General features: G+C 71.1%; 13 protein-coding genes. 1 reads left to right on the plus strand and 12 read right to left on the minus strand.

Annotated features, from left to right (window positions below):
- A partial coding sequence (locus ACTMVF_RS38575; protein WP_441275752.1) for a maltotransferase domain-containing protein occupies positions 1-844 on the minus strand: 844 nt, incomplete at its 3' end.
- Positions 845-1,073: 229 nt separating this feature from the next.
- Complete coding sequence (locus ACTMVF_RS38580; RefSeq protein ID WP_441275753.1) at positions 1,074-2,276, minus strand: S8 family peptidase; 1,203 nt, start codon at positions 2,274-2,276, stop codon at positions 1,074-1,076.
- A gap of 341 nt (positions 2,277-2,617) precedes the next feature.
- Between ACTMVF_RS38580 and ACTMVF_RS38585 the strand changes: the two genes are divergently transcribed.
- Positions 2,618-5,236: a glycosyltransferase family 1 protein gene (locus ACTMVF_RS38585; protein ID WP_441275754.1), complete on the plus strand. Its 2,619-nt coding sequence runs from the start codon at positions 2,618-2,620 to the stop codon at positions 5,234-5,236.
- Between the two features lie 26 nt (positions 5,237-5,262).
- Here the strand turns inward: ACTMVF_RS38585 and ACTMVF_RS38590 are convergent, their stop codons facing one another.
- The 10 genes from ACTMVF_RS38590 to glgX all read right to left on the minus strand — a co-directional run bounded on the left by ACTMVF_RS38590 (position 5,263) and on the right by glgX (position 23,595).
- Entirely contained in the window at positions 5,263-5,775 is a 513-nt protein-coding gene (locus ACTMVF_RS38590; protein WP_441275755.1) for a DUF1990 family protein, read from the minus strand.
- A gap of 71 nt (positions 5,776-5,846) precedes the next feature.
- Complete coding sequence (locus ACTMVF_RS38595; RefSeq protein WP_441275756.1) at positions 5,847-7,508, minus strand: M4 family metallopeptidase; 1,662 nt, start codon at positions 7,506-7,508, stop codon at positions 5,847-5,849.
- 212 nt (positions 7,509-7,720) lie between these two features.
- Positions 7,721-9,787 carry a M4 family metallopeptidase gene (locus ACTMVF_RS38600; protein WP_441275757.1) on the minus strand — a complete coding sequence of 689 codons (2,067 nt, stop codon included), beginning with the start codon at positions 9,785-9,787 and terminating at the stop codon, positions 7,721-7,723.
- Between the two features lie 356 nt (positions 9,788-10,143).
- Positions 10,144-12,189, minus strand: a complete 2,046-nt coding sequence (locus ACTMVF_RS38605) for an NAD(+) synthase (RefSeq protein ID WP_441275758.1) — start codon at positions 12,187-12,189, stop codon at positions 10,144-10,146.
- A 59-nt stretch (positions 12,190-12,248) separates the two neighbouring features.
- Positions 12,249-13,994 (minus strand): ABC transporter ATP-binding protein, encoded by a 1,746-nt coding sequence (locus ACTMVF_RS38610; protein WP_441275846.1) that lies wholly within the window; start codon positions 13,992-13,994, stop codon positions 12,249-12,251.
- A gap of 134 nt (positions 13,995-14,128) precedes the next feature.
- Positions 14,129-15,850, minus strand: a complete 1,722-nt coding sequence (locus ACTMVF_RS38615; RefSeq protein ID WP_441275759.1) for an ABC transporter transmembrane domain-containing protein — start codon at positions 15,848-15,850, stop codon at positions 14,129-14,131.
- Between the two features lie 38 nt (positions 15,851-15,888).
- Positions 15,889-17,745, minus strand: coding sequence for an ABC transporter ATP-binding protein (locus tag ACTMVF_RS38620; RefSeq protein WP_441275760.1), 1,857 nt, complete (start codon positions 17,743-17,745; stop codon positions 15,889-15,891).
- On the minus strand, positions 17,742-19,583 hold the full coding sequence (locus ACTMVF_RS38625; RefSeq protein WP_441275761.1) for an ABC transporter ATP-binding protein: 1,842 nt from the start codon (positions 19,581-19,583) through the stop codon (positions 17,742-17,744). Before ACTMVF_RS38625 ends, ACTMVF_RS38620 begins: the two co-directional genes overlap by 4 nt.
- A 203-nt stretch (positions 19,584-19,786) precedes the next feature.
- Complete coding sequence (locus ACTMVF_RS38630; RefSeq protein WP_441275762.1) at positions 19,787-21,208, minus strand: sulfatase family protein; 1,422 nt, start codon at positions 21,206-21,208, stop codon at positions 19,787-19,789.
- A gap of 131 nt (positions 21,209-21,339) precedes the next feature.
- A complete protein-coding gene (glgX, locus tag ACTMVF_RS38635) occupies positions 21,340-23,595 on the minus strand; it encodes a glycogen debranching protein GlgX (protein WP_441275763.1) in 2,256 nt (751 codons plus the stop codon).
- Between the last annotated feature and the right edge of the window lie 98 nt (positions 23,596-23,693).

The following is a 23,693-nucleotide window of genomic DNA, read 5'->3' on the forward strand; positions in this document are numbered from 1 at the left end:
GCGGCAGGTAGACCACGTCGAAGCCCATCGCGGCGATCGCCGGGAGCCGGCGCGCGGCGGTGCGGAAGGTGCCGTGGGGGTGCTGCGGGGTGCCTTCGGAGCGGGGGAAGAACTCGTACCAGGAGCCGTACAGGGCCCGCTCCCGCTCGACCAGCAGCGGCAGCGGATCCGACGCGGTGACCAGATCCCGCAACGGATACCGCCCCAACACCGCATCGACCTCCGGCGTCAACGCGGCCGCCAACCGCCAGGCGGCCGGGCGGCTCTCGTCCCGCAGCGCTTCGGCGGCCGCGAGGATCACCGGCTGACCCTCGTCCTCGGGCACGTCGGCGGCCGCCCGCTCGTACAGCCGCGCGCCCTCCTCCAGGACCAGGTCGGTGTCCATGCCGGCCGGGATCTTGATCTGGGCGTGGTGCCGCCAGGTCGTGACCGGATCACCCCAGGCCTCGACCCGGTAGCTCCAGTGGCCGGGCTCGCCGGCGGTGACGGTGGCGCCCCAGCGGTCGGTGCCCGGGGCCAGTTCACGCATCGGTGTCCACGGGCCCGGACGGCCCTCCGGGTCGGTCAGGACGACATTGGCGGCCACGGCGTCATGGCCCTCGCGGAACACGGTCGCCGAGATCTCGAAGGTCTCGCCGGTCACCGCCTTCGCGGGCCTGCGTCCGTGCTGGACGATCGGGCGGACGTCGAGGACGGGTATGCGCCCCACGCCGCCGGCCGTGTCGCTCGCGGAGGGGTGCTCCGGAGTCGGCGGTCCGGGGTCGGCGGTGACGGCGCGGGGCACGGGGGGCGCGTCGGTGCTGGACGTCGGGGGTGAGGACGACTGGTGGTGCATGGCGGGCATGACCGCTCCTGTCCGCGTCAACTTGGGTGGGCGGATGGCTGTGGGGAGGTGGGTCCTGCGTGGGGCGCGCCCGGGGGCGCACAGCTGCGGTGTACCGGAGGAGCCTTCCCACCCTATTCGGGTACGCAATCCGGCACTTTGTTAACTACTCACGCGTATGTCTACACACAAGACCGGCCCCGTTCCTCGGGGAACGGGGCCGGTGTTCGAGGTTGGCCGACAACAGACGCTACGAGCCCGGCACTTGCAGGAGTTTGTTCGGTGAGCCGAGCCCTCTGCCGGAGACCTTGCCGGACGCCGCCTGCGCCACCAACGCCTTGGACACCTGTGCGGGCCCGGCCTTCGGGTGGTCGGCCAGATAGAGCGCGGCCACGCCCGCCGCGTGCGGCGACGCCATCGACGTACCGGAGAAGGTCGCCTTGCCGGTGTCGCTCGCGTACGACGTGGAGGTGATCGAGACGCCCGGGGCGAACAGGTCCAGGGCGGAGCCGAAGTTGGAGAAGCTCGCCCGCGCGTCCTTCTTGTCGGTGGCGCCCACGGTGATGGCCTCCCTCACCGCCGCGGGGGAGTACAGGCCGGCCGGCAGCCCGTCGTTGCCCGCCGCGACCGTGTAGGTGACGCCGGACGCGATGGAGTTGCGTACGGCGGCGTCGAGCTGCGTGTTGCGGTAGCCGCCGAGGCTGACGTTGGCGACGGCCGGCTTCTTCGCGTGCTTGGTCACCCAGTCGATGCCCGCGATGACCTGGGCCGTGGTGCCACCGCCGGCGTTGTCGAGGACGCGTACGGCGACGAGCTTGGCGTTCTTGGCGACGCCGTACTGCTTGCCCGCGATCGTGCCGGCGACATGGGTGCCGTGGCCGTTGCCGTCGCTCGCGGTCCGGTCGTTGCCGACGAAGTCCCAGCCGTAGCTCGCCCGGCCGCCGAAGTCCTTGTGCGAGATGCGGATGCCGGTGTCGATCACGTACACCGTCACTCCGGTGCCCGCGGACTCGGGCCAGGTGTAGCTCTTGTTCAGCGGCAGGTTGCGCTGGTCGATGCGGTCGAGCCCCCAGGTCGGCGGGTTCTTCTGGGTGTGGGCCGGCGTCACACGGGTGTCCTGGACGACCGACGCGACGCGTGAGTCGGCTGCGAGCCGCTTGGCTTGTCTCTCGTTGGCCTGCACGGCATAGCCGTTGAGGACCGTGTCGTAGGTGTGGCTTATTTTCGCCCCGTACTTCTCGGCGAGGCTCTTTCCGGCCGCCGACGGAGCCTTCGTTCCCCCCTTGAGTGTCACCAGGTAACTTCCGCTGACGGAGCCGGGGTCCCCGGCGCCGAGTATCTGCCCCTCCGGTGCGGCGTGCGCGGGCATGGTGGTGGCCGAAAACGCGGCGACACAGGTCACCGCGGTCAGGCCACCGGCCCAGCGCAGACGCCGTATGCGCGTCCGTGCCATGGTGTGAGTCCCCTCCTCAACTCGGCGCACGGCGGCCCTCGTTCGTCGGGTGCACCCGACGTGGACCGGTACGCCACCGTCAGCCTCTCGTGACGTGAGAAGTCGCCACAAGGAGGCCTACGGGGGCGGAATCGGCCATATCGGCTATGAGGGATGCGTAAAGGTTGCGGCGCTTTTCGGACGGACGTGCTCTTTACCACCCACTTGACAGCCGCGACCGGCCAGTGACAGCCACAAAAAGGCACGGTGGTTACGAAGCCCCGCATACCGATACCGTCGGGGGCGATGACGGGACGCACACCGCCGTGCGTCCCCTGCCACGCGCTGCCCGAGGTGGAACCGTGAAGGCGATCCGTCGATTCACCGTCCGTCCTGTCCTCCCCGAAGCCCTCCGGCCGCTGAGCGATCTGGCCCGCAATCTGCGCTGGTCCTGGCATGCCGAGACCCGCGAGCTCTTCCAGTCCGTGGACCCCGAGTGCTGGGCCGCCTCGGGCAACGACCCCGTACGGCTGCTGGGCAGCGTGTCGCCCGGGCGGCTCGCGGAGCTGGCCGAGGACCACGACTTCCTGCGCCGGCTGACCGCGGTCGCCGGTGATCTCGACGACTACGTCACGGGCGAGCGCTGGTACCAGGACCAGTCCGCCGAACTCCCCGCCGCCGTCGCCTACTTCTCGCCCGAGTTCGGCATCACGGCCGCCCTGCCCCAGTACTCCGGCGGCCTCGGCATCCTCGCCGGCGACCACCTCAAGGCGGCCAGCGACCTCGGCGTACCCCTCATCGGGGTCGGACTGCTGTACCGGCACGGCTACTTCCGCCAGACCCTCTCCCGGGACGGCTGGCAGCAGGAGCACTACCCGGTCCTGGACCCCAACGAGCTGCCGGTGGCCCTTCTGAAGGAGCCCGACGGCACCCCCGCCCAGGTCTCCCTCGCCCTGCCCGGCGGCAGGCAGCTGCACGCCCGCGTCTGGCTCGCCCAGGTCGGCCGCGTCCCCCTGCTGATGCTCGACTCGGATGTCGAGGAGAACGACCTCGGCGAACGCGGCGTGACCGACCGCCTGTACGGCGGCGGCAGCGAGCACCGTCTGCTGCAGGAGATGCTGCTGGGCATAGGAGGGGTACGGGCGGTCCGGACGTACTGCCGCCTGACCGGCCACCCGGCTCCCGAGGTCTTCCACACCAACGAGGGCCACGCCGGCTTCCTCGGCCTGGAGCGCATCGCCGAACTCTGTGCCGATGGCCTGGACTTCGACTCGGCGCTGGAAGCCGTCCGCGCCGGCACGGTCTTCACCACCCACACCCCGGTCCCGGCCGGCATCGACCGCTTCGACCGCGAGCTGGTCGCCCACCACTTCGGCCCCGACGCCGAACTGCCGAGCATCGACGTCGAGCGCATCCTCCAACTCGGCATGGAAACCTACCCGGGCGGCGAACCCAATCTCTTCAACATGGCCGTGATGGGCCTGCGCCTGGGCCAGCGGGCGAACGGCGTCTCCCTGCTCCACGGCAACGTCAGCCGCGAGATGTTCTCGGGACTATGGCCGGGATTCGACCCCGACGAGGTCCCCATCACCTCGGTCACCAACGGCGTCCACGCCCCGACCTGGGTCGCCCCCGAGGTCTTCCGCCTCGGCGCCCGCCAGATCGGCGGCCGGCGTACCGAGGACGCGATGACCGTCGGCGGCTCGGACCGCTGGGACGCGGTTGCGGAGATCCCCGACCAGGACATCTGGGAGCTGCGCCGCAACCTGCGCGAGCAGCTGGTGACGGAGGTACGGGCCCGCCTGCGCACCTCCTGGCGGCAACGCGGCGCCGGGACGGCTGAGTTGGGCTGGATCGACGGCGTCCTGGACCCCGACGTCCTGACGATCGGATTCGCGCGCCGAGTCCCGTCGTACAAACGCCTCACGCTCATGCTCCGCGACCGGGACCGCCTGATGGACCTGCTCCTGCACCCGGAGCGGCCGATCCAGATCGTGGTGGCGGGCAAGGCGCACCCGGCGGACGACGGCGGAAAGCGCCTGATCCAGGAGCTGGTGAGGTTCGCGGACGATCCGCGGGTGCGGCATCGGATCGTGTTCCTGCCGGACTACGGCATGGCGATGGCGCAGAAGCTGTACCCCGGGTGCGACATCTGGCTGAACAACCCGCTCAGGCCGTTGGAGGCGTGCGGCACGTCGGGCATGAAGGCGGCCTTGAACGGGTGCTTGAACCTGTCCGTCCTGGACGGCTGGTGGGACGAGTGGTTCCAGCCGGACTTCGGCTGGGCCGTGCCTACCGCGGACGGCACCGGCACGGACCCGGACCACCGCGACGACATAGAGGCGGCGGCGCTGTACGACCTGCTGGAACAACGCGTCACGCCCCGCTTCTACGAGCGCGGCCAGGGCGGTCTGCCGGACCGCTGGATCGAGATGGTCCGCCAGACCCTGACGCTGCTCGGCCCGAAGGTCCTGGCGGGCAGGATGGTCCGCGAATACGTCGAGCGCCTCTACACCCCGGCCGCCCACGCCCACCGGGCGATGACACCGGACGCGGCGCGCGAGCTGGCGGGCTGGAAGGCGCGGGTCCGCTCCGCCTGGCACGGCGTCACGGTCGACCATGTGGAGACGTCCGCCTTGACCCCCACCGCGGAACTGGGCTCGACGCTCGCTCTCCGGGTGCGGGTGGGCCTGGGCGACCTGGGGCCGGACGACGTCGAGGTCCAGGCGGTTTCGGGGCGGGTGGACTCCGAGGACCGCATCGCGGACGCGTCGACGGTGCCGCTGAAGTCGGTGGGGAGCCCGGACGCGGAGGGGCGGTGGGTCTACGAGGGGCCGCTGTCCCTGGACCGCACCGGGCCGTACGGCTATACGGTCCGAATCCTTCCGGCACATCGGTTGCTGGCGTCCGGCGCGGAGTTGGGGTTGGTGGCGGTGCCTTCGGAGGGGACGGGGGAAGGGGCCGGGGTGCTGCTGCGGTGACACATCGGGGAGGGCCGGGGTGTCCCTCAGCTCTCCCCGAACTCGCGCTGGCACAGCTGCCGCAACACGTTGCCGCACCGCCGCGCATAGGCATGCTGCAACCCTCGCGTAGCCGCCCCGCCCGCCCGGGCGTACCACTTGGCCCCCCGGCTGAAGGCCCGCACGGTCAGCCAGACAGTGCCGTCCCCCGTGCGCTCCACGAGGAACGCCTCCTCGCCGCACTCGGGATGGCCGGAAAGCGTCCCGTAGGCCCAGCCGATGCGCCGGTACTCCTCCACCGTCCACACCACCCGGCACGGTGCCTTGATCAGGCCGGCGAGGGTGACTGTGACGTCGACGTCGGGGGCCGCGCGGTCGGCCGAGGCGTCCATGCCGACGCCCATCGCGCGGTGCATCTCCCAGGTCATGACCGCTTCGGCGGCTCTGCGGAAGACCTCCTCGCCCTCGCCTATGCGGGTGCGCACGTGCAGGGGGTGGAAGCCGGGCGGGCAGAAGCCGTGCTCCCGGGTCGCGCCGACGTGGTCGTACGTGAAGGACATGGGTCCCAAGCGTAAGGCGGCACTCGGAGATGCCTTCGTCCCGGGTGCCGCCCCTGTCAACTACGCCTGCTTCAGGTGACGTTGACCGCCGACCAGGCCGACGCCACCGCGTTGTACTCCGTGCTGCCGGACCCGTACAGGGCGGACGCCGCGCTCAGGGTCGCCGTACGGGCGGCCTTGTAGTTGGTCGTCGACGTCATGTACTCGGTCAGGGCCTTGTACCAGATCGCGGCGGCCTTGGCGCGGCCGATGCCGGTGACCGTGGAGCCGTTGGACGTCGGGGAGTCGTAGCTCACCCCGTTGATCGTCTTCGCGCCGCTGCCCTCCGAGAGGAGGTAGAAGAAGTGGTTCGCGGGGCCCGAGGAGTAGTGGACGTCCAGGCCGCCCAGCGAGGAAGACCAGTAGTCGGCCGAGTTGCCGTCCTTGCTCGGCTTGTCCATGTAGCGCAGCGGGGTGCCGTCGCCGTTGATGTCGATCTTCTCGCCGATGAGGTAGTCGCCGACGTCGGACGAGTTCGCCGCGAAGAACTCCACCGCCGTGCCGAAGATGTCGGAGGTCGCCTCGTTGAGGCCGCCCGACTCTCCCGAGTAGTTCAGGCCCGCCGTGTTCGACGTGACGCCGTGGGTCATCTCGTGGCCGGCCACGTCGAGGGAGGTCAGGGGCTTCGTGTTGCCCTCGCCGTCGCCGTACGTCATGCAGAAGCACTGGTCGGACCAGAAGGCGTTGACGTAGGCGTTGCCGTAGTGGACGCGGGAGTAGGCGGCCTTGCCGTCGTTCTTGATGCCGCTGCGGCCGAAGGTGTTCTTGTAGTAGTCCCAGGTCGTCTGGGCGCCGTAGGCCGCGTCGACGGCCGCGCTCTGGTCGCTGGAGGAGCTGGAGGCCGCTCCGGTGCCCCACGTGTCGTCCGCGTCGGTGAACAGCGTGCCCGCGGAGCTGCTGGTGCTGCGTGCCTTGTTGTAGGTCTTGTGACCGCCGCGCGTCGTGTCGTACAGCTGGTACGTCGAACCCGACAGCGTCGTGCCGAGGGTGACCGTGCCGGAGTACACGCTCTTGCCGGTGCCGGTCTCGATGCCCTGGTACTCGTACAGCTTCTTGCCGGTGGCGGCGTCGGTGATGACGTGCAGCTCGTTCGGGGTGCCGTCCTCCTGGAGGCCGCCGACGACCGTCTCGTAGGCGAGGGTCGGCTTGCCGTTCGCGGCCCAGATGACCTTGCGGGGCGCGCTGTCCGCCTCGGTCTTCTCCGAGCCGGCCGCCTTGGCCAGCTTCACGGCCTGGCCCTCGGCCTTGGCCGCGGTGATCGTCGGCTTGAGCGAGGCGACCTTGATGGTGGCCTTCGTCGCCTTGGTGACGCCCTTGGTGGCGCCCGACGCCGACTCGTGGACGACCAGGTCGCCGCCGAGGACGGGGAGGCCCGCGTAGGTGCGCTCGTAGCGGGTGTGGAGCGTGCCGTCGGCGTCCTTGACGACGTCCTTGACGACCAGCTTCTCCTGGGCGCCGAGGCCTATCGCGTCGGCGGTCTCGGGCGCCTCGGCCTGCTGGTCCTTGATGAGGGTGGTGCGGGCCGCGGGAGCCAGCGCGACCGGGACGGCGAGCGGGGTGGCCTTGGTGCCGGCGTCCGCGGGAGCGGCGGCCGAAGTGCCGGTGGTCAGACCGGTGGTGAGGAGGGCTCCGGCCGCCACGGCGGTGGCGATGGCCAGAGTGGTGCGCTTGTGACGCGCGTAGAGGGGGGTCACACGAGCTCCTTATGTGGGGGAAGTGCAGGGAGTGCTTGTGCGGCGGGTGCCCGAAGAGTGACACCTGGGATGCGTACATGTCAGGAGGGTGCGGTGATGTTGGCCGAAAGTTGACTGTCCGGTAAATGTTTCTGACATGTGAATGGGCGCCGCCCCGGCGGGAGTTGAACCCACCGGGACGGCGCCCTGTCCTGGGCAGACCGCGAACGGGCCTACGGGAAGGTGAGCTTCCAGCTGTTGATGTAACCGGTGTCGACGGCCGCGTTGTCCTGGACGCGCAACTTCCAGACTCCGTTGGCGACTTCGGAGGAGGCGTTCACCGTGTACGTGGTGTTGAGGTTGTCCGTGCTGCCGCCGGTGCCGTACCCCTTCAGCGTGTACGCCGAGCCGTCGGGGGCGATCAGGTCCACCTTGAGGTCACCGATGTAGGTGTGGACGATGTCCACGGCGACCTGGAGGTTGGACGGCGCGTTGCCGGTCCGGCCGGAGACCGTGATCGGGGACGTCACCGCCGCCCCGTTGTCCGGAATCGACACGTCGGTTCCGCTCTCGAAGGACGTACCGCCACCGCCGCCGCCCCCGTCGGAGCGCGCGCCCACGTTGACGCCCGCCCAGGCGTCCTGCACCGCCTTGTACTCGGCGCTCGTGGTGCCGTACAGCTCGCCGGTCGCCGCGAGGGTGCCGGTGCGGGCGGCCGCGTAGTTGGTCGTGGAGGTGAACTTGGTGGTCAGCGCGCGGAACCAGATCTTCTCCGCCTTGTCCCGGCCGATGCCGGTGACCGGAAGGCCGTCCGAGGTGGGCGAGTTGTAGGTGACACCGTTGATGGTCTTGGTGCCGCTGCCCTCGGACAGGAGGTAGAAGAAGTGGTTGGCGGGGCCCGACGAGTAGTGCACGTCGATCGAGCCGATGCCCGAGTACCAGGCGTCCTTGGACGAGCCGTCCTTGCTGGGCTTGTCCATGTAGCGCAGCGGGGTGCCGTCGCCGTTGATGTTGATCTCCTCGCCGATGAGATAGTCACCGACGTCGGAGGAGTTGTTGGCGTAGAACTCGACGGTCGCGCCGAAGATGTCCGAGGTGGCCTCGTTCAGGCCGCCGGACTCGCCCGAGTAGTTCAGGCCCGCGGTGTTGGACGTGAGTCCGTGGGTCATCTCGTGCGCGGCCACGTCGATCGACGTCAGCGGGTTGGCGTTGCCCGAGCCGTCGCCGTACGTCATGCAGAAGCAGCTGTCGGACCAGAACGCGTTGACGTAGTTGTTGCCGTAGTGGACCCGGGAGTACGCGCCGACGCCGTCACCGCGGATGCCGCTGCGCCCGTGCACGTTCTTGTAGTAGTCCCAGGTCAGTGCGGCACCGTAGTGCGCGTCGGCGGCCGCGGACTCCAGGTTGGATGGGCTGCCGTTGCCCCAGACGTCGTCGGAGCCGGAGAAGAGGGTGCCGGTCCCCGAGGTACCGCGGTTCAGGTTGTACGTCTTGTGGTTGCCGCGCGCGCCGTCGGTGAGGTTGTACGTCGAACCCGACTGCGTGGTGGTGAGGTTGACCGTGCCGCTGTACACCGTGTTGCCGGTGCCGGTCTCGATCGCCTCCCACTCGTACAGCTTCTCGCCGGTGGTGGCGTCGGTGATGACGTGCAGTTCCTGCGGAGTGCCGTCGTGCTGGAAGCCGCCGACGACCGTCTCGTACGCCACGGTCGGCTTGCCGTTCGCGGCCCAGATCACCTTGCGGGGCGCCCGGTTGACGTCCGGGCTCTTGGCGTCCTCCGCCTTCGCGGCGGCCAGCGCCTGCTTCTCCGCCTTGGCGGTGGATACGGCGGCCTTCGTGGTCGCCGGCTTGATGGCGGCGCGAGTGGCCTTGACGACGGCCTCGGTCGCGCCGGACTTCGCGGTCTCGACGACCAGGTCGCCGCCGAGGACGGGCAGACCGTCGTAGGTCCGCTCGTAGCGGGTGTGGACCGTGCCGTTGCCGTCCTTGAGGACGTCACGGACGACCAGCTTCTCCTTGGCGCCGAGGCCCAGGTCCTTGGCGGTGTCCGCCTTGGTGGCATTGGCCTCGCGTATCAGCGCGGCGCGCTGGGCGGGGGAGAGCTTGACGGACTCCGCGCCCGGTATGACCTTGCCCGCGGCCGACGGTGCCTTCTCCGGAGCTGCGGTGGCGGCGCCCGACTGGACGGCCGCGGCGATCAGGGCGGATACGCCGACGAGGGCGACGGCGGCGGCCCGGCGGTGCGTGGTGTGACGACGCGTCGTGTGGGAGGTGCGTCTGTGGGAGGAACTGTCTCTCAACACTGACTCCTTCTGCGCGGCCGCGGATCACGCGGCCAGGGGAGACCGGCCGGCGGGTGGGCCGTCCGGGCAGAGCGAGGTGCGAGGTGGTACGCAGAACGGCGTGCGCGTGCGGAATGCGACGTGCGCGTGCGGGAGTTCAGCCGCGAGCACCACCGTGTGACGGTGCTGTGGGGTTGCTGTGTCGCGGCCGTGGGAAGAGTGCCAGCTGATTGCGGTTACTGTCAGGACCGCGTCAGGAAGTTGGCCGGAAATCGTTCGTTGTCCGGGAGTTCATGTTCGGTATACGGACCGGAACGGTAGGGGCCCGCCCATCCGAGCCGGATGGATGAGCCCACATGCCCCCGCCGCAGCGCCTACTGCTCGGCGCCCAGCACTTCGAAGCGCTCGAGATCCCGCAGCCACGCATGCGCCGTACCGTCGGACGGTGCCCGCCAGTCGCCGCGCGGGGAGAGCGAACCGCCCGCCGAGACCTTCGGCCCGTTCGGCATGGCCGAGCGCTTGAACTGTGCGAACGCGAAGAAGCGACGGCAGAAGACCTCCAGCCAGCGCCGGATCTCGGCCAGGTCGTACGCCACCCGCTTGGCCTCGGGGAAGCCCGGCGGCCAGGCGCCGGCCTGCGGGTCGTGCCAGGCGTGCCAGGCCAGGAAGGCGATCTTCGACGGCCGGAAGCCGTACCGCAGCACATGGAAGAGCGTGAAGTCGTGCAGCGCATACGGGCCGATCTTGGACTCGGTCGACTGCATCTCCTCGCCCGGCACCAGCTCCGGGCTGATCTCCGTGTCGAGGATCGCGGCCAGCGTCCTGCCGGTCTCCTCGTCGAACTGGCCGCTGGTGATGACCCAGCGGATCAGATGCTGGATCAGCGTCTTCGGCACACCGGAGTTGACGTTGTAGTGGCTCATCTGGTCGCCCACGCCGTACGTCGACCAGCCGAGCGCCAGCTCCGACAGGTCGCCGGTGCCGAGCACGATGCCGCCGCGCTGGTTGGCGAGCCGGAACAGGTAGTCGGTGCGCAGGCCGGCCTGCACGTTCTCGAAGGTGACGTCGTACACCGGCTCGCCGGACGCGAACGGGTGGCCCATCTCCTTGAGCATCAGCCGTGCGGTCGGCGTGATGTCCAGCTCGGCCGCGGTGACGCCGAGCGAGTTCATCAGCTTGTGGGCGTTGTCCTTGGTGTGGTCGCTGGTGGCGAAGCCCGGCAGGGTGAAGGCCAGGATGTCGCTGCGCGGGCGCCCGGCGCGGTCCATCGCCCGGGCGGCGACGATCAGGGCGTGCGTGGAGTCCAGGCCGCCGGACACCCCGATGACCACCTTCGGGCCGCCGATCGAGGCCAGCCGCTGCTGGAGGCCCGCGACCTGGATGTTGTATGCCTCGTAGCAGTCCAGGGCGAGCCGCTCGGCGTCCGCGGGCACGAACGGGAAGCGCTCGACCCGGCGCTGCAGCCCCAGGTCCGCCGTCGGCGGGTTCAGCCGGAACCGCACCCGCCTGAAGTCCCCGGTCCGCGCGGCGTGGGCGCGGCGGTTGTCGTCGAACGTGCCCATCCGGTGCCGCTCCTGCCGCAGCAGGTCGAGGTCGACGTCGGCCACCGCGTACTGGTCGTCGAGCGGGAAGCGGTCCGACTCGGCCAGCAGCACGCCGTTCTCGTAGATCATGGTCTGCCCGTCCCAGGACAGGTCCGTGGTCGACTCGCCCAGACCCGCCGCCGAGTAGACGTACGCCGCCAGACAGCGAGAGGACGCCGCCCGGCACAGCAGCCGCCGGTCCTCGGCCCGGCCCACCGTGATCGGGCTGCCCGAGAGGTTGGCGAGCACGGTCGCACCGGCCAGCGCCGCCTCCGCGCTCGGCGGCACCGGCACCCACATGTCCTCGCAGATCTCCGCGTGCAGGACCAGCCCCGGGACGTCCGCCGCCTCGAAGAGCAGGTCCACGCCGAACGGCACCTCCTCGCCGCCGACCCGGATCGTCCCGCCGCGCTCGTCCTCGCCGGACGCGATCTGGCGCCGCTCGTAGAACTCCCGGTAGTTCGGCGGGTACGACTTCGGCGCGACGCCCAGGATCCGGCCGCGGTGCACGATCACCGCGCAGTTGTAGATCCGGTGGCGATGACGCAGCGGGGCGCCCACGACCAGCACCGGCAGCAACTCCGCCGACCCGGCGACCACGGCCTGGAGCGCCTGCTCCACCTCGTCGAGCACCGCGTCCTGGAGCAGCAGATCCTCGATCGAGTAGCCGGTCAGGCCCAGCTCGGGGAAGACGGCGACGGCGACCCCCTCCCGCGCGCACCGGCGCGCTTGCCGCAGCACCGCCTCGGCGTTGGCCCGCGGGTCGGCGATGACGGTGTGGCCGGTGCACGCGGCGACCCGCGCGAAGCCGTGCTCGTAGATCGACCAGAAGTTCAACGGACTTCCCCAGGAGAAGCGGACAGTGCTGCCACCGAGCATAGATCGCCTGTTCAGGCCTACGCCGTTCCGGGCGAGGCGGGCCGCTCCCCGTGCCACGACCGCCACAGCGCCGCATACGCCCCGTCCGCCGCGACCAGGTCGTCATGGGTGCCGAGCTCGGTGAGGCGGCCGTTCTCCATCACGGCCACGCGGTCCGCGTCGTGCGCGGTGTGCAGGCGGTGGGCGATGGCGATGACCGTGCGGCCCTGCAGTACGGCGGCCAGGGCGCGCTCGGTGTGGCGGGCGGTCGCCGGGTCGAGCAGGGCCGTCGCCTCGTCGAGGATCAGGGTGTGCGGGTCGGCCAGCACCACGCGGGCGAGGGCGAGTTGCTGGGCCTGCGAGCCGTCCGTACGGCAGCCTCCGTCGCCCAGCGCCGTGTCGAGACCGGCGGGCAGCTCCCGCACCCAGGTGTCGGCGCCGACCGCGGTGAGGGCGGCCCACAGCTCCTCGTCCGTGGCGGACGGTTCGGCGATCAGGAGGTTGTCGCGGACCGTGCCGAGGAAGACGTGGTGCTCCTGGGTGACCAGGACGACCTGGCGGCGCAGCTGCTCCGGGCCGAGCGCGACGACCGGGACGCCGCCGACCGTGACCGAGCCGGCGGTCGGCGCGTCGACGCCGGCCAGGAGTCGGCTCAGGGTCGTCTTCCCGGCGCCCGAGGGGCCGACGACGGCGAGGCGTTCCCCCGGCCGTACGGTCAGGTCGACGTCGCGGAGGACCTCGCCGCCGCGGTCGTAGGCATAGCGCACGCCGGTCACGTCGATCCGGTCGTCCGCGGGGGTCGGCGAGTCGGTCTCCGTCGCCCGCGGGGCTCGGGCCAGGCCCTCCACGCGGGCGAACGAGGCGCCGCTGCTCTGCAGTTGCTCGACCCGCATCAGGATCTCGTCCAGCGGTTCGCTCAGCCGTTGCAGATAGAGGGCGGCCGCCACGACCGAGCCCAGGCTCAGCGCGCCCCGCTCCAGCAGCACGCCGCCGAGCAGCAGGACCGTCACCACGGGGACGACGTACGACACCTCGACGGCCGGGAAGAAGACGGTGCGCAGGAACAGTGTGTAGAACCGGGTGCGGCGGGAGGTCTCCAGCGCGTCGCGGCCGGCCGCCACGCGTCGCCGTTCGAGGCGCAGCGCCTCCACCGTGCGGGCGCCGGTCGCGGTCGCCGCGAGGATCTCCGCGACCTCCGAGGTGGCGGCGCCCTCGGCGAGGTAGCCGTCGCGGGCGCGGCGCAGGTACCAGCGCAAGGCCCACCAGATGCCGCCGAAGCCGAGTACTCCGCAGAGGCCGAGCAAGGGGTCCAGGGTGATGACCGCGGCCAGCAGGAACAGTGCCTGTACGGAGTTGATCAGCAGCTCGGGGCCGATGTCGCGCAGGGTCGTGCCGACGAGGGCGACGTCTGTGGTGCCGCGGGCGGTGAGGTCGCCGGCGCCGGCTCGTTCCACGACGGATGCGGGGAGGGCGAGGGTGCGGTCCACGAATTCCTCGCGGACGCGCGCCAGTGTCCGTTCCCCGAACCGGTGGCCGACGTACCGTGCCCAACGGGCCAGCAGCAGCTCGGCTGCTGCGGCCATCAGGATGGCCAGGGCCAGTTTGTCGACGGCCGTCACACCGCCGCCGCGTCTGACTTCGTCGATGATGCGGCCTACCAGCCAAGGGCTCGCCAGGCCGGCGATTGCTGCGAGGGAGTTCAGGGCGAGGGTGGCTGTGAAGGCTTTGGTGTCGGCTCGGATCAGGCGGAGGGCGGCTTGACGGACGTCTCGGGGCTCGGCGATGGGGAGGGTTTGGCGGGGGAGAGCTCGGGACTTGGGGTCGTCTGCCGGGTGCGGGTGCCTCGTGGCTTGTCGCGCCCCGCGGCGGAGCCGCGTATGGACAGGGCCCCGCGCCCCCGGAGGGCGTTGAGCTTCCGTCACCTGACAACCTCCTCGGCGTTCTCGTCCCGTGCCACCAACGCTCGGTAACCCGGCTCCCCGTCCAGCAGTTCGCGGTGTGTGCCCGTCGCCGCCACCTTGCCGTCGACCAAGAAGTGCACCGTGTCCGCTCGGTCCAGGAGCAGGGGGGACGTGGACGTCACCACCGTCGTGCGGCCCTGTCTTTCCGTGTGCAGGCGTTCCGCGACCCGTGCCTCGGTGTGGGCGTCCAGGGCCGACGTCGGCTCGATCGCCAGCAGTACCTCGGGGTCGGCCAGCAACGCGCGGACCAGGCGGACGCGTTGGCGTTGGCCGCCGGAGAGGTTGCGGCCCTGGGCGTCGATCGGGGTGTCGAGGCCGTCGGGCAGGCCCCGGACGATGTCCTCGGCGACTGCCGTGTGGACCGCCCTGGTGACGGCCGCCTCGTCCGGGCCGTCCGGGCCCGCGTGGCCGGCGATCAGCTCCCGCAGCGTGCCCGCGAACAGGTCGGCCTCGTGGTCGGCGACCAGGATGCGGGCCCGCAGCTGCGGCAGCGCGATCTCGCTGAGGGGTACCTCGCCCCAGGTCGCCGCTGACGGGACGTAGCGGCCGAGGCGGTCCACGACGGCAGTGGCGTCGGCCGGCAGCGCGGCGGCCAGGGCGGTCAGGCGGCCCGGCAGCACCCGTACCCCGGACTCGGGGTCGTGCAGCGCCGCCGGCTCCGCGGGCGCGTCGCGGTTGCCGGTGTCGGGCATCGGCTCCAGGCGCAGGAACCGTACGACTCGCCGCGCCGCCACCATGCCGCGCGTGACCTCGTAGACCATGTCGACGACGAACGCCATCGGGCGGACCAGGACCGCCACATAGCCGTAGACCGACACCAACTCGCCCACCGTGATGGCCCCTTGGGCGGCCAGCCGGGCCGCCAGCCATGTCACCACCGCCAGGAACAGCGTCGGCAGCCCCACCCCGAGCGCCTGCACCCAGCTGGTCACCGCCCCGACCCGGTACCCCTGCGCGCGCAGCCGCTGGGAGTCGCGGTGGAAGGCGTCGGCGACCAGGTCCTTGCCGCCGAGGCCGTTGAGGACGCGCAGGCCGCCCGCGAGGTCGGCGATCCGTGCGGTCAGTACGCCCTGCCGCTCCCGGTACTCGGTCTCGGTGCCTTGCAGTCGGCCGAGCAGGGGGCCGACGAGCACGGCGATCGCCGGCATTCCGAGCAGCACCACGACCGCGATCGGCACCGAGACCGACACCAGCAGCACGGCTACCGCGAGGTAGGCGACGATCGCGCCGAAACCGGGGCCGATGACGGTCAAGGAGCTGCTGATCGTGTGGACGTCACCCACCCCGATGGTGACGACCTCCCCGGTCCCGATCCGGCGCGGCAGCGCGGCGCCCAGCCGGACCGACTGCCCGACGAGGACCTTGGTGGTGCGGAAGAGGGCGTCCATCCGCACCCGGGTCATCGTGCGGTGCCGCATGATGCTCAGCCAGGCGTTGAACACATGCACCCCGGCCAGCACACCGGTCCACGTGACCAGCGCCGCGTAGTCACCGGGCGCCAGGCCCTCGTCCACGGCGCGCGAGAGCAGATACGGCGTCGCCGCCAGCAGCACCATCCAGACGGCGGAGATCAGGGACCCGAGGGCGGACCGCCCCACCTGCTGGGTGACCAGCCACCACAGATACCGGGCGCCGCCGCGACAGTCGGGCTCGCCGGGATCCTCGTACGCGTCGATCATCGTGCCCCCGTGCCTCGTTCCGTGCTCGTGCCGTTCGGCTACGCCAGACTGTCCCGCCACGCCCGGTGCAGATCCGCGAACCTGCCCGTCCCCGCGACGAGTTCGGCCGGTGTCCCGTCCTCGACGATCTTCCCGTCCTCCATGACCAGCACACGGTCCGCGATCTCGACCGTGGACAGCCGATGCGCGATGACGACGGCCGTACGCCCGTGCAGGACCGTCGACATCGCGCGCTGCACGGCCCGCTCGCCCGGGATGTCGAGCGAGCTGGTCGCCTCGTCGAGGATCAGCACGGCCGGATCGGCGAGCAACGCCCGTGCGAACGCCACGAGTTGCCGCTGACCGGCGGAGATACGGCCGCCCCGCTTGCGTACGTCGGTGTCGTAGCCGTCGGGGAGAGAGCTGATGAAGTCGTGCGCGCCGATGGCCTTCGCCGCCTGCTCGATCTCCTCGCGGGTGGCGTCGGGCCGGCCGATGGCGATGTTCTCGGCGACCGTGCCGGAGAACAGGAACGCCTCCTGGGTCACCATCACCACCCCGCGCCGCAGTTCGGGCACGGCCAGCTCGCGCAGGTCGACCCCGTCCAGCAGGACCCGGCCCTCGGAGGGGTCGTAGAACCGGGCGAGCAGTTTGGCCAGCGTCGACTTGCCCGCGCCGGTGGAGCCGACGACCGCGACCGTCTGCCCGGCCGGGATCGTGAGGTCGAAGCGGGGCAGCACCTCGCCGCCGGTGCGGTAGCCGAACCGGACGCCGTCGAAGACGACCTCGCGGCCGGGGTGCCGCGACTCGAGTGCCGGGAGCTGCTGGGGTGCGGACGGCTCGGGCACGGACGGCGTCTGGGCCAGCAGTCCGGCGATCTTCTCCAGGGAGGCCGCCGCCGACTGGTAGGAGTTGAGGAACATGCCGAGGCGGTCGATCGGGTCGTACAGCCGCCGCAGATACAGGACCGCCGCCGCCAGCACACCCAGCGCCAGCGAACCGCTCGCGACCCGGTAGGCGCCCCACAGCACGATCCCCGCGACGGCCGTGTTGGCGACCAGACGCGAGCCGATGACGTAACGGGCCATCTCCAGCAGCGCGTCGCCGTTGGTCCGCTCGTGCCGCTTGTTGAGTACGGCGAAGTCGGCGTCGTTGGCGGCCTCGCGACGGAAGGCGCGCACCGGGCGGATGCCGTTCATGGTCTCGACGAACTTGACGATCACGGCCGCGATGGCGGTGGACCGCAGCCGGTACACCCGCTTGGCGCGCCGCTGGTACAGCCGTACGAGTCCGTACAACGGCACGAACGAGGCGACCGCGACCGCGCCGAGGCCCAGGTCCAGCCAGAGCAGCATCGCCGAGATGTAGACGAAGGACAGGATGACGGTGACGAGCTCCTGCAGGCCCTCGCTGAGCAGTTCGCGCAGGGACTCCACGTCCGTGGTGGAGCGGGAGATGAGCCGTCCCGAGGTGTAGCGCTCGTGGAAGTCGATGCTCAGGGCCTGGGCATGGCGGAAGATACGGCCGCGCAGGTCGAGCAGCACGTCCTGGTTGACGCGGGCGGAGGCGAGGATGAACGCGTACTGCAGGGCCCCGGCGGCCGCGGCGCACAGCAGATAGCCGACCGCGACGGCGATGATCGGCCCGTGGTCGGCGCGCCGGAACGCGGGTACGGCCTCGTCGATGGCGTACGCGACGAGCAGCGGGCCCGCCTGGACGGCCGCCTGCTGGAGCAGCAGGAGCAGCGTGGTGAAGGCGACGCGGGCCTTCATCGGGGCGAGCAGGGAGCGCAGGAGGGCGGTGGTGGCGCCCGGGGGAGTGGGCAGGACATCGCGGTCGAAGGGGTCGCGGGCGTCGCCGGACTGGTTCTTCGGGCTGTCCTTGGCCGGGGCGTCGGCCGTGGTGGGCGCCGTCATCGGTGGACCTCCTCGCCGGTTCCGTCCGCTCTGTCTGCTTCATCCGTGCCGTCCGTGCCGTCCGTGCCGTCCGCTCCGGCCATGAGATGGGCGTACTCGGCGTTGGTGCGCAGCAGTTCGTGGTGGGTGCCGACGGCGGCGATACGGCCGCCGGAGAGCAGGGCCACGCGGTCGGCGAGCAGCACGGTGGACGGGCGGTGGGCCACGATGAGGGCGGTGGTCTCGGCGAGCACCTCCCGCAGGGCGGCCTCGACGGCGGCCTCGGTGTGCACGTCGAGCGCGGAGAGCGGATCGTCCAGGACGAGGAAGCGGGGCCGGCCGACGACGGCCCGCGCGAGCGCCAGCCGCTGCCGCTGACCACCGGAGAGGCTGAGGCCCTGCTCGCCGACCTGGGTGTCGGTGCCCTGCGGAAGCGCGTGCGCGAAGTCGGCCTGCGCGACCCCGAGCGCCCGCGCCAACTCGGCTCCCCCGGCGCCGTCCCCGGCCCCCATCAGCACGTTCTCGCCCACGCTGGCCGAGAAGAGCGTGGGCTCCTCGAAGGCGACGGCGACAAGCGAGCGCAGCTGTTCTCGGGTCATCGCGGTGATGTCCTCGCCGTCGAGCGTGATCCGCCCGGACGTCAGCTCGTGCAGCCGGGGCACGAGCGCGGTGAGCGTGGTCTTCCCGCTGCCGGTGGCCCCGACGAGGGCCATGGACTCGCCGGGGCGGATGTGCAGGTCGATGTGGTCGAGGACGGGAGGGGAGCCGGTGGGGGCGTCGGGGTAGCGGAAGCGCACGTCGTGGAAGCGCAGTCCGAGGTCGGCGCGGTCGTCCGCCGCTGCCCGGACCCCCGGGTCCTCGGGGTTCTCGTCCATCACCTCGAAGTACCGCTCGGTCGCGGTCGCCGCCTCCTGGCTCATCGCCAGCAGGAACCCGATCGACTCCACGGGCCACCGCAGCGCGAGAGCCGTCGACAGAAACGCCACCAAGGTGCCGGCCGACAGCACCCCGTCGGCGACCTGCACCGTCCCCACCACCAGCGCCGCCCCGATGGCGACCTCCGGCAGCGTCACGATGACCGCCCAGATGACGGCCAGCAGCCGGGCCTTGCGCAACTCCGTGCCCCGCAGCGTCCGCGACAGCTCACGGAACGCGCGCGCCTGACTGCGATGCCGCCCGAACCCCTTGATGATCCGGATCCCGAGCACACTCTCCTCGACGACCGTGGTCAGATCGCCGACCTGGTCCTGCGCCCGCCGCGCCACGGCGGCGTACCGCTTCTCGAAGACGAAGCACATCGCCATCATCGGCACGGCGGGAGCGAGGATCACCAGGCCCAGCGTCCAGTCCTGGAGCAGCATGATGATCACGCCGACGAGGATCGTCACGCTGTTGACCAGCAGGAACGTCAGCGGAAACGCGAGGAACATACGCAGCAGCATCAGATCGGTCGTGCCCCGCGACAGCAACTGCCCCGACGGCCACCGGTCGTGGAAGGCCACCGGCAGCCGCTGCAGATGCCGGTACAGATCCGCCCGCATCCCCGCCTCGACGCCCGCCAGCGGCCGTGCCACCAGCCACCGCCGCAGCCCGAACAGCAGCGCCTCCCCGAGCCCGAGCAGCAGCAGATACAGCGCCCCGAGCCACACACCGGCCGGATCCCGGTCGGCGACGGGCCCGTCCACCATCCACTTCAGGACGAGCGGAATGAACAACCCGGTACACGAGGCGAGCACGGCCACGAACGCGGCCGTGAACAACCGCGCACGCACCGGCCGGATGTACGGCCACAGGCGCAGCAGCGTACGTACGGCGGAACGATCCGACCTGTCCTCGGCGGTGACACGTGTAGTGGACATCAGCAGCGAGCCTACGGATCGCCACTGACACTGCCCACCGAGTTTTGGCCGGACCGGGATCGGCCCTACGACCTGGTGTTCGAGGGTCGTACAACCTTGCCCGGTAAGTCGTGGGCCGCCATCACCGTCGAGTGCGTCGAGGGCCTGCGCGTCCCCGGAGCGGGCCGGATCCGGGTGACCGGCCTCGACCCCGTCGCCGAGGGCTAGCCCGGGTAGGGCAAGAGAGTGCTGTCGACCTTCTCCCACGCGGCCTTCAGCTCGGCCAGCAACTTCGGCTTGTCCGGCGCGAGGTCGGCCTGTTCGCGCAGGTCGGCGCCGAGGTCGAAGAGGTGGTCGGTGCCGTCGGCGTCCTGGTAGTACTTCCAGTCGCCGCGCCTGAGCGCCCGATTGCCGCGCACCCGCCAGAACAGGTCCCGCTCCGGCAGCTCCTCGCCCCGCAGCAGGTAGCCGGCGAGGCTCGTGCCGTCCAGCGGGTACGCCGGGTCGGGGCGGGCGCCGCCCAGCTCCAGCAGGGTCGCCGTCCAGTCGGGGGAGAACAGCGGTTCATGGCTGACCTGGTGGCCGTCGATCCGCTCCGGCCAGCGGACGATCGTCGGTACCCGGATGCCGCCCTCCAGCAGGGCGGCCTTCTCCCCGCTCAGCGGCCACAGATACGACCAGCGCTCGCCGCCGTTGTCGCTGGCGAACAGCACCAGCGTGTTCTCCTCCTGCCCGGAACGCCGCAGGGCGGCGAGCACCTCGCCGACGGCCGCGTCCAGACTCTGCACCATCTGCGTGTACTTCTCGACCGAGCCGCCGTCGTAGTGCCGCAGCGCGGTGCCGATCTCGATCTGGTTCTTCGCGGCGCGGATCTTCTGCTCGATCTCGGCGCCCGTCTCCGCGTCGCCCTCCGCGAGCCACGGCCAGTGCGGGGTGGTGAAGTTGAGGTTCAGCAGCCAGGGCCGGTCATGGTCCCGGCCGACGTACGCGACGGCCCGCTCGGTCAGGATCTCCGTGTAGAAGCGCAGGTCCTTGTAGGTGGCGTCGCCCTCGTAGAGGTCGTATTCGCCGAACTGGCCGAGCTTGGAGAAGTATTCCAGCACGCCCCCGAAGTTCCCGAAGAACTCGTCCCAGCCCGACTTGACGGGGCTGTAGTCGGGCAGGAAGCCGCAGTGCCACTTGCCGATCAGCGCGGTGGCGTAGCCCGTCTTGCGCAACAGTGAGGCGAGCGTGGGGTGGTTCGGGTCCAGCCCCTGCGCCCGGTCGGCGATGGGCTCGGCCAGCCCGCCCGGCGTACGGCCCGGATACCGCCCGGTGTAGAGGCTGAACCGGGTCGGCGAGCAGGTCGCGGAGCCGGAGTACGCGTTCGTGAACCGCACCCCCTGCCCGGCCAGCCGGTCCAGGTGCGGGGTCTTGATGTGCGGGGCGCCGTACGAGGACAGGTCGGCCCAGCCGAGGTCGTCGCCGAGGATGACGAGGAGGTTGGGGCGCTTGCCGGAGGCGGCGGGGCGGGCCTTGAAGGGGCGCTCGGCGGGGGCGGCTGCCACGGCGTCGGCGGCTTCGGCCGCGGTGGTCGTACCGGCGACAGCGGTCACGGCGCCACCGCCGACGAGACCACCGAAGGCACGGCGGGATATCTCAGGCATGCCCGTCAGTCGATCAGCGCGCCGGGCCCCATGACCAGGAATCCCGCGCGGAGTTCATGGGACTGAAACGCCCCCTCAGCAAACCGCCCTCAGCAAACCGCCCGCAGCAACCGCCCCTCGGCGCACCGCCCTCAGTCGAGCACCCGCAGCAGCAGCACCGCCCGCGCCGGCACCGTGATCGCCGCCCCCGCCCGATGCTCCACGCCCGGCGCCTCCCCCTGCTCCTCCCGCGACGTGTCGACGACCACCTCGTACCGCTGCGCCCACGGCGGCCCCGGCAGCACGAAGCTCACCGGCCGGTCCCCGGCGTGCAGGACGGCCAGGAAGCTGTCGTCGAGGATCGGCGCCCCTCGCTCGTCGCGGCCCGGGATGTCCCGCCCGGACAGATACATGCCCAGCGTGGCGGCGGGCGCGTACCAGTCCCGTTCCGTCATCTCCGAGCCGCGCAGCGTGAACCAGGCCAGGTCCCGCAGCCCGTCGGCCGAGTGCGCCCGCCCGGAGAAGAACGCCCGCCGGCGCAGCACGGGATGCCGGTGCCGCAGCTCGATCAGCCGGGAGGTCAGGTCGAACAACGCCTTCCAGCCCGGCTCCTGAAGCAGCCCCCAGTCCAGCCAGCTGATCTCGTTGTCCTGGCAGTACGCGTTGTTGTTGCCCCGCTGGGTGCGCCCCAGCTCGTCACCCGCGACCAGCATCGGCACGCCCGTCGACAGCAACAGGGTCGTCAGCAGGTTGCGCAACTGCCGCCGCCGCAGCGCCCGGACGCGCTCGTCGTCCGTCTCGCCCTCGGCCCCGCAGTTCCAGGACCGGTTGTCGTTCGACCCGTCCCGGTTGCCCTCCCCGTTCGCCTCGTTGTGCTTGCGCTCGTACGACACCAGGTCCCGCAGCGTGAAACCGTCGTGCGCGGTCACGAAGTTGACCGAGGCGTACGGCCGCCGCCCGCCCCACGCGTACAGGTCGCTGGACCCCGACAGGCGGTACCCCAGATCCCGCACGTCCGGCAGCGCGCCCCGCCAGTAGTCCCGTACGGCATTGCGGTATCGGTCGTTCCACTCCGTCCACAGCGGCGGAAAGGCGCCCACCTGATATCCGCCCGACCCCACGTCCCACGGCTCGGCGATCAGCTTCACCCGGCGCAGCACCGGATCCTGCGCGATCACCGCCAGGAACGGCGACAGCATGTCGACGTCGTGCATGGAACGGGCCAGCGCGGCCGCCAGATCGAACCGGAAACCGTCCACCCCCATCTCCGTCACCCAGTACCGCAGCGAGTCGGTGATGAGCCGCAGCACGTGCGGCTGGACGACGTGCAGCGTGTTCCCGCAGCCCGTGTAGTCGGCGTACCGGCGCGCGTCCGACTGCAGCCGGTAGTACCCCCGGTTGTCGATGCCCTTCAACGACAGCGTCGGGCCCAGCTCGCCCGCCTCCGCCGTGTGGTTGTAGACCACGTCGAGGATGACCTCGATCCCGGCCGCGTGCAGGGCGTGGACCATCCGCTTGAACTCGCCGACCTGCTGACCGGTCGTACCGGAGGCGGCATAGGCGGCGTGCGGGGCGAAGTAGCCGATGGAGTTGTAGCCCCAGTAGTTGCGCAGGCCCTTGCGCAGCAGATGGTCCTCGTGCGCGAACTGGTGCACCGGCAGCAGCTCCACCGCCGTCACGCCCAGCTTCACCAGGTGCTCGATCGCCGCCGGGTGCGCGAGACCGGCGTACGTGCCCCGCAGCTCCTCCGGAATCCCGGGGTGCAGCTTCGTGAACCCTCGTACATGTACCTCGTAGATCACCGAGTCGGCCCACGGCGTCTTCGGCCGGCGGTCGTCCGCCCAGTCGTAGTCATCGTGGACGACGACACCCTTCGGGACGTACGGCGCCGAGTCCCGGTCGTCGCGCACGGTGTCGGCGACATGCTGCTGGGGCCAGTCCCGGACATGCCCGTACACCTCGGGCGGCAGACTGAAGTCGCCGTCCACCGCGCGCGCGTACGGGTCGAGGAGCAGCTTCGCCGGGTTCCAGCGGCCGCCCGTCCATGGGTCCCAGCGGCCGTGCACCCGGTAGCCGTAGCGCTGACCCGGCATGACACCCGGCACGAAGCCGTGCCAGATCTCGTGCGTCAGCTCGGTGAGCTTGGCCCGCGTCTCCCTGATCTCATCGCCGCGCTCGTCGAAGAGACACAGCTCGACCGCTTCCGCTCCCCCCGCCCACAGCGCGAAGTTGGTGCCCGCCACCCCGTCCGGGCCGACCCGGAAGCGGGCGCCGAGCGGCACGGGCGTGCCCGGCCACACGGGCACGGCAGGGGCCTTGCGCCGCGCGCCGTTCACGACGGCGGCCGGGCGCCCCTCCTCAGCGGCGACCGCACCGGCCACCGCCTCCTGCTCGGCTGCGCTCGACACCTGTCGGCCTCCCACGGCTCAGGGACCACACGAATGGGGAGGAAGAGCCCACGGTGTCCCGTCCGCGGCTCCCCGTCGCGTCGTCCTCCCCACTGTTC

Origin of the sequence: Streptomyces sp. SD31 (assembly GCF_052068475.1) — a bacterium.
GTDB lineage: Bacteria > Actinomycetota > Actinomycetes > Streptomycetales > Streptomycetaceae > Streptomyces.

Bases quoted from the DNA above. Each gene is read 5' to 3' on its own strand.
- ACTMVF_RS38580 (WP_441275753.1), bottom strand. From the start codon at position 2,276: ATGGCACGGACGCGCATACGGCGTCTGCGCTGGGCCGGTGGCCTGACC.
- ACTMVF_RS38590 (WP_441275755.1), bottom strand. From the start codon at position 5,775: ATGTCCTTCACGTACGACCACGTCGGCGCGACCCGGGAGCACGGCTTC.
- ACTMVF_RS38615 (WP_441275759.1), bottom strand. From the start codon at position 15,850: ATGATCGACGCGTACGAGGATCCCGGCGAGCCCGACTGTCGCGGCGGC.
- ACTMVF_RS38620 (WP_441275760.1), bottom strand. From the start codon at position 17,745: ATGACGGCGCCCACCACGGCCGACGCCCCGGCCAAGGACAGCCCGAAG.
- ACTMVF_RS38625 (WP_441275761.1), bottom strand. From the start codon at position 19,583: ATGTCCACTACACGTGTCACCGCCGAGGACAGGTCGGATCGTTCCGCC.
- ACTMVF_RS38630 (WP_441275762.1), bottom strand. From the start codon at position 21,208: ATGCCTGAGATATCCCGCCGTGCCTTCGGTGGTCTCGTCGGCGGTGGC.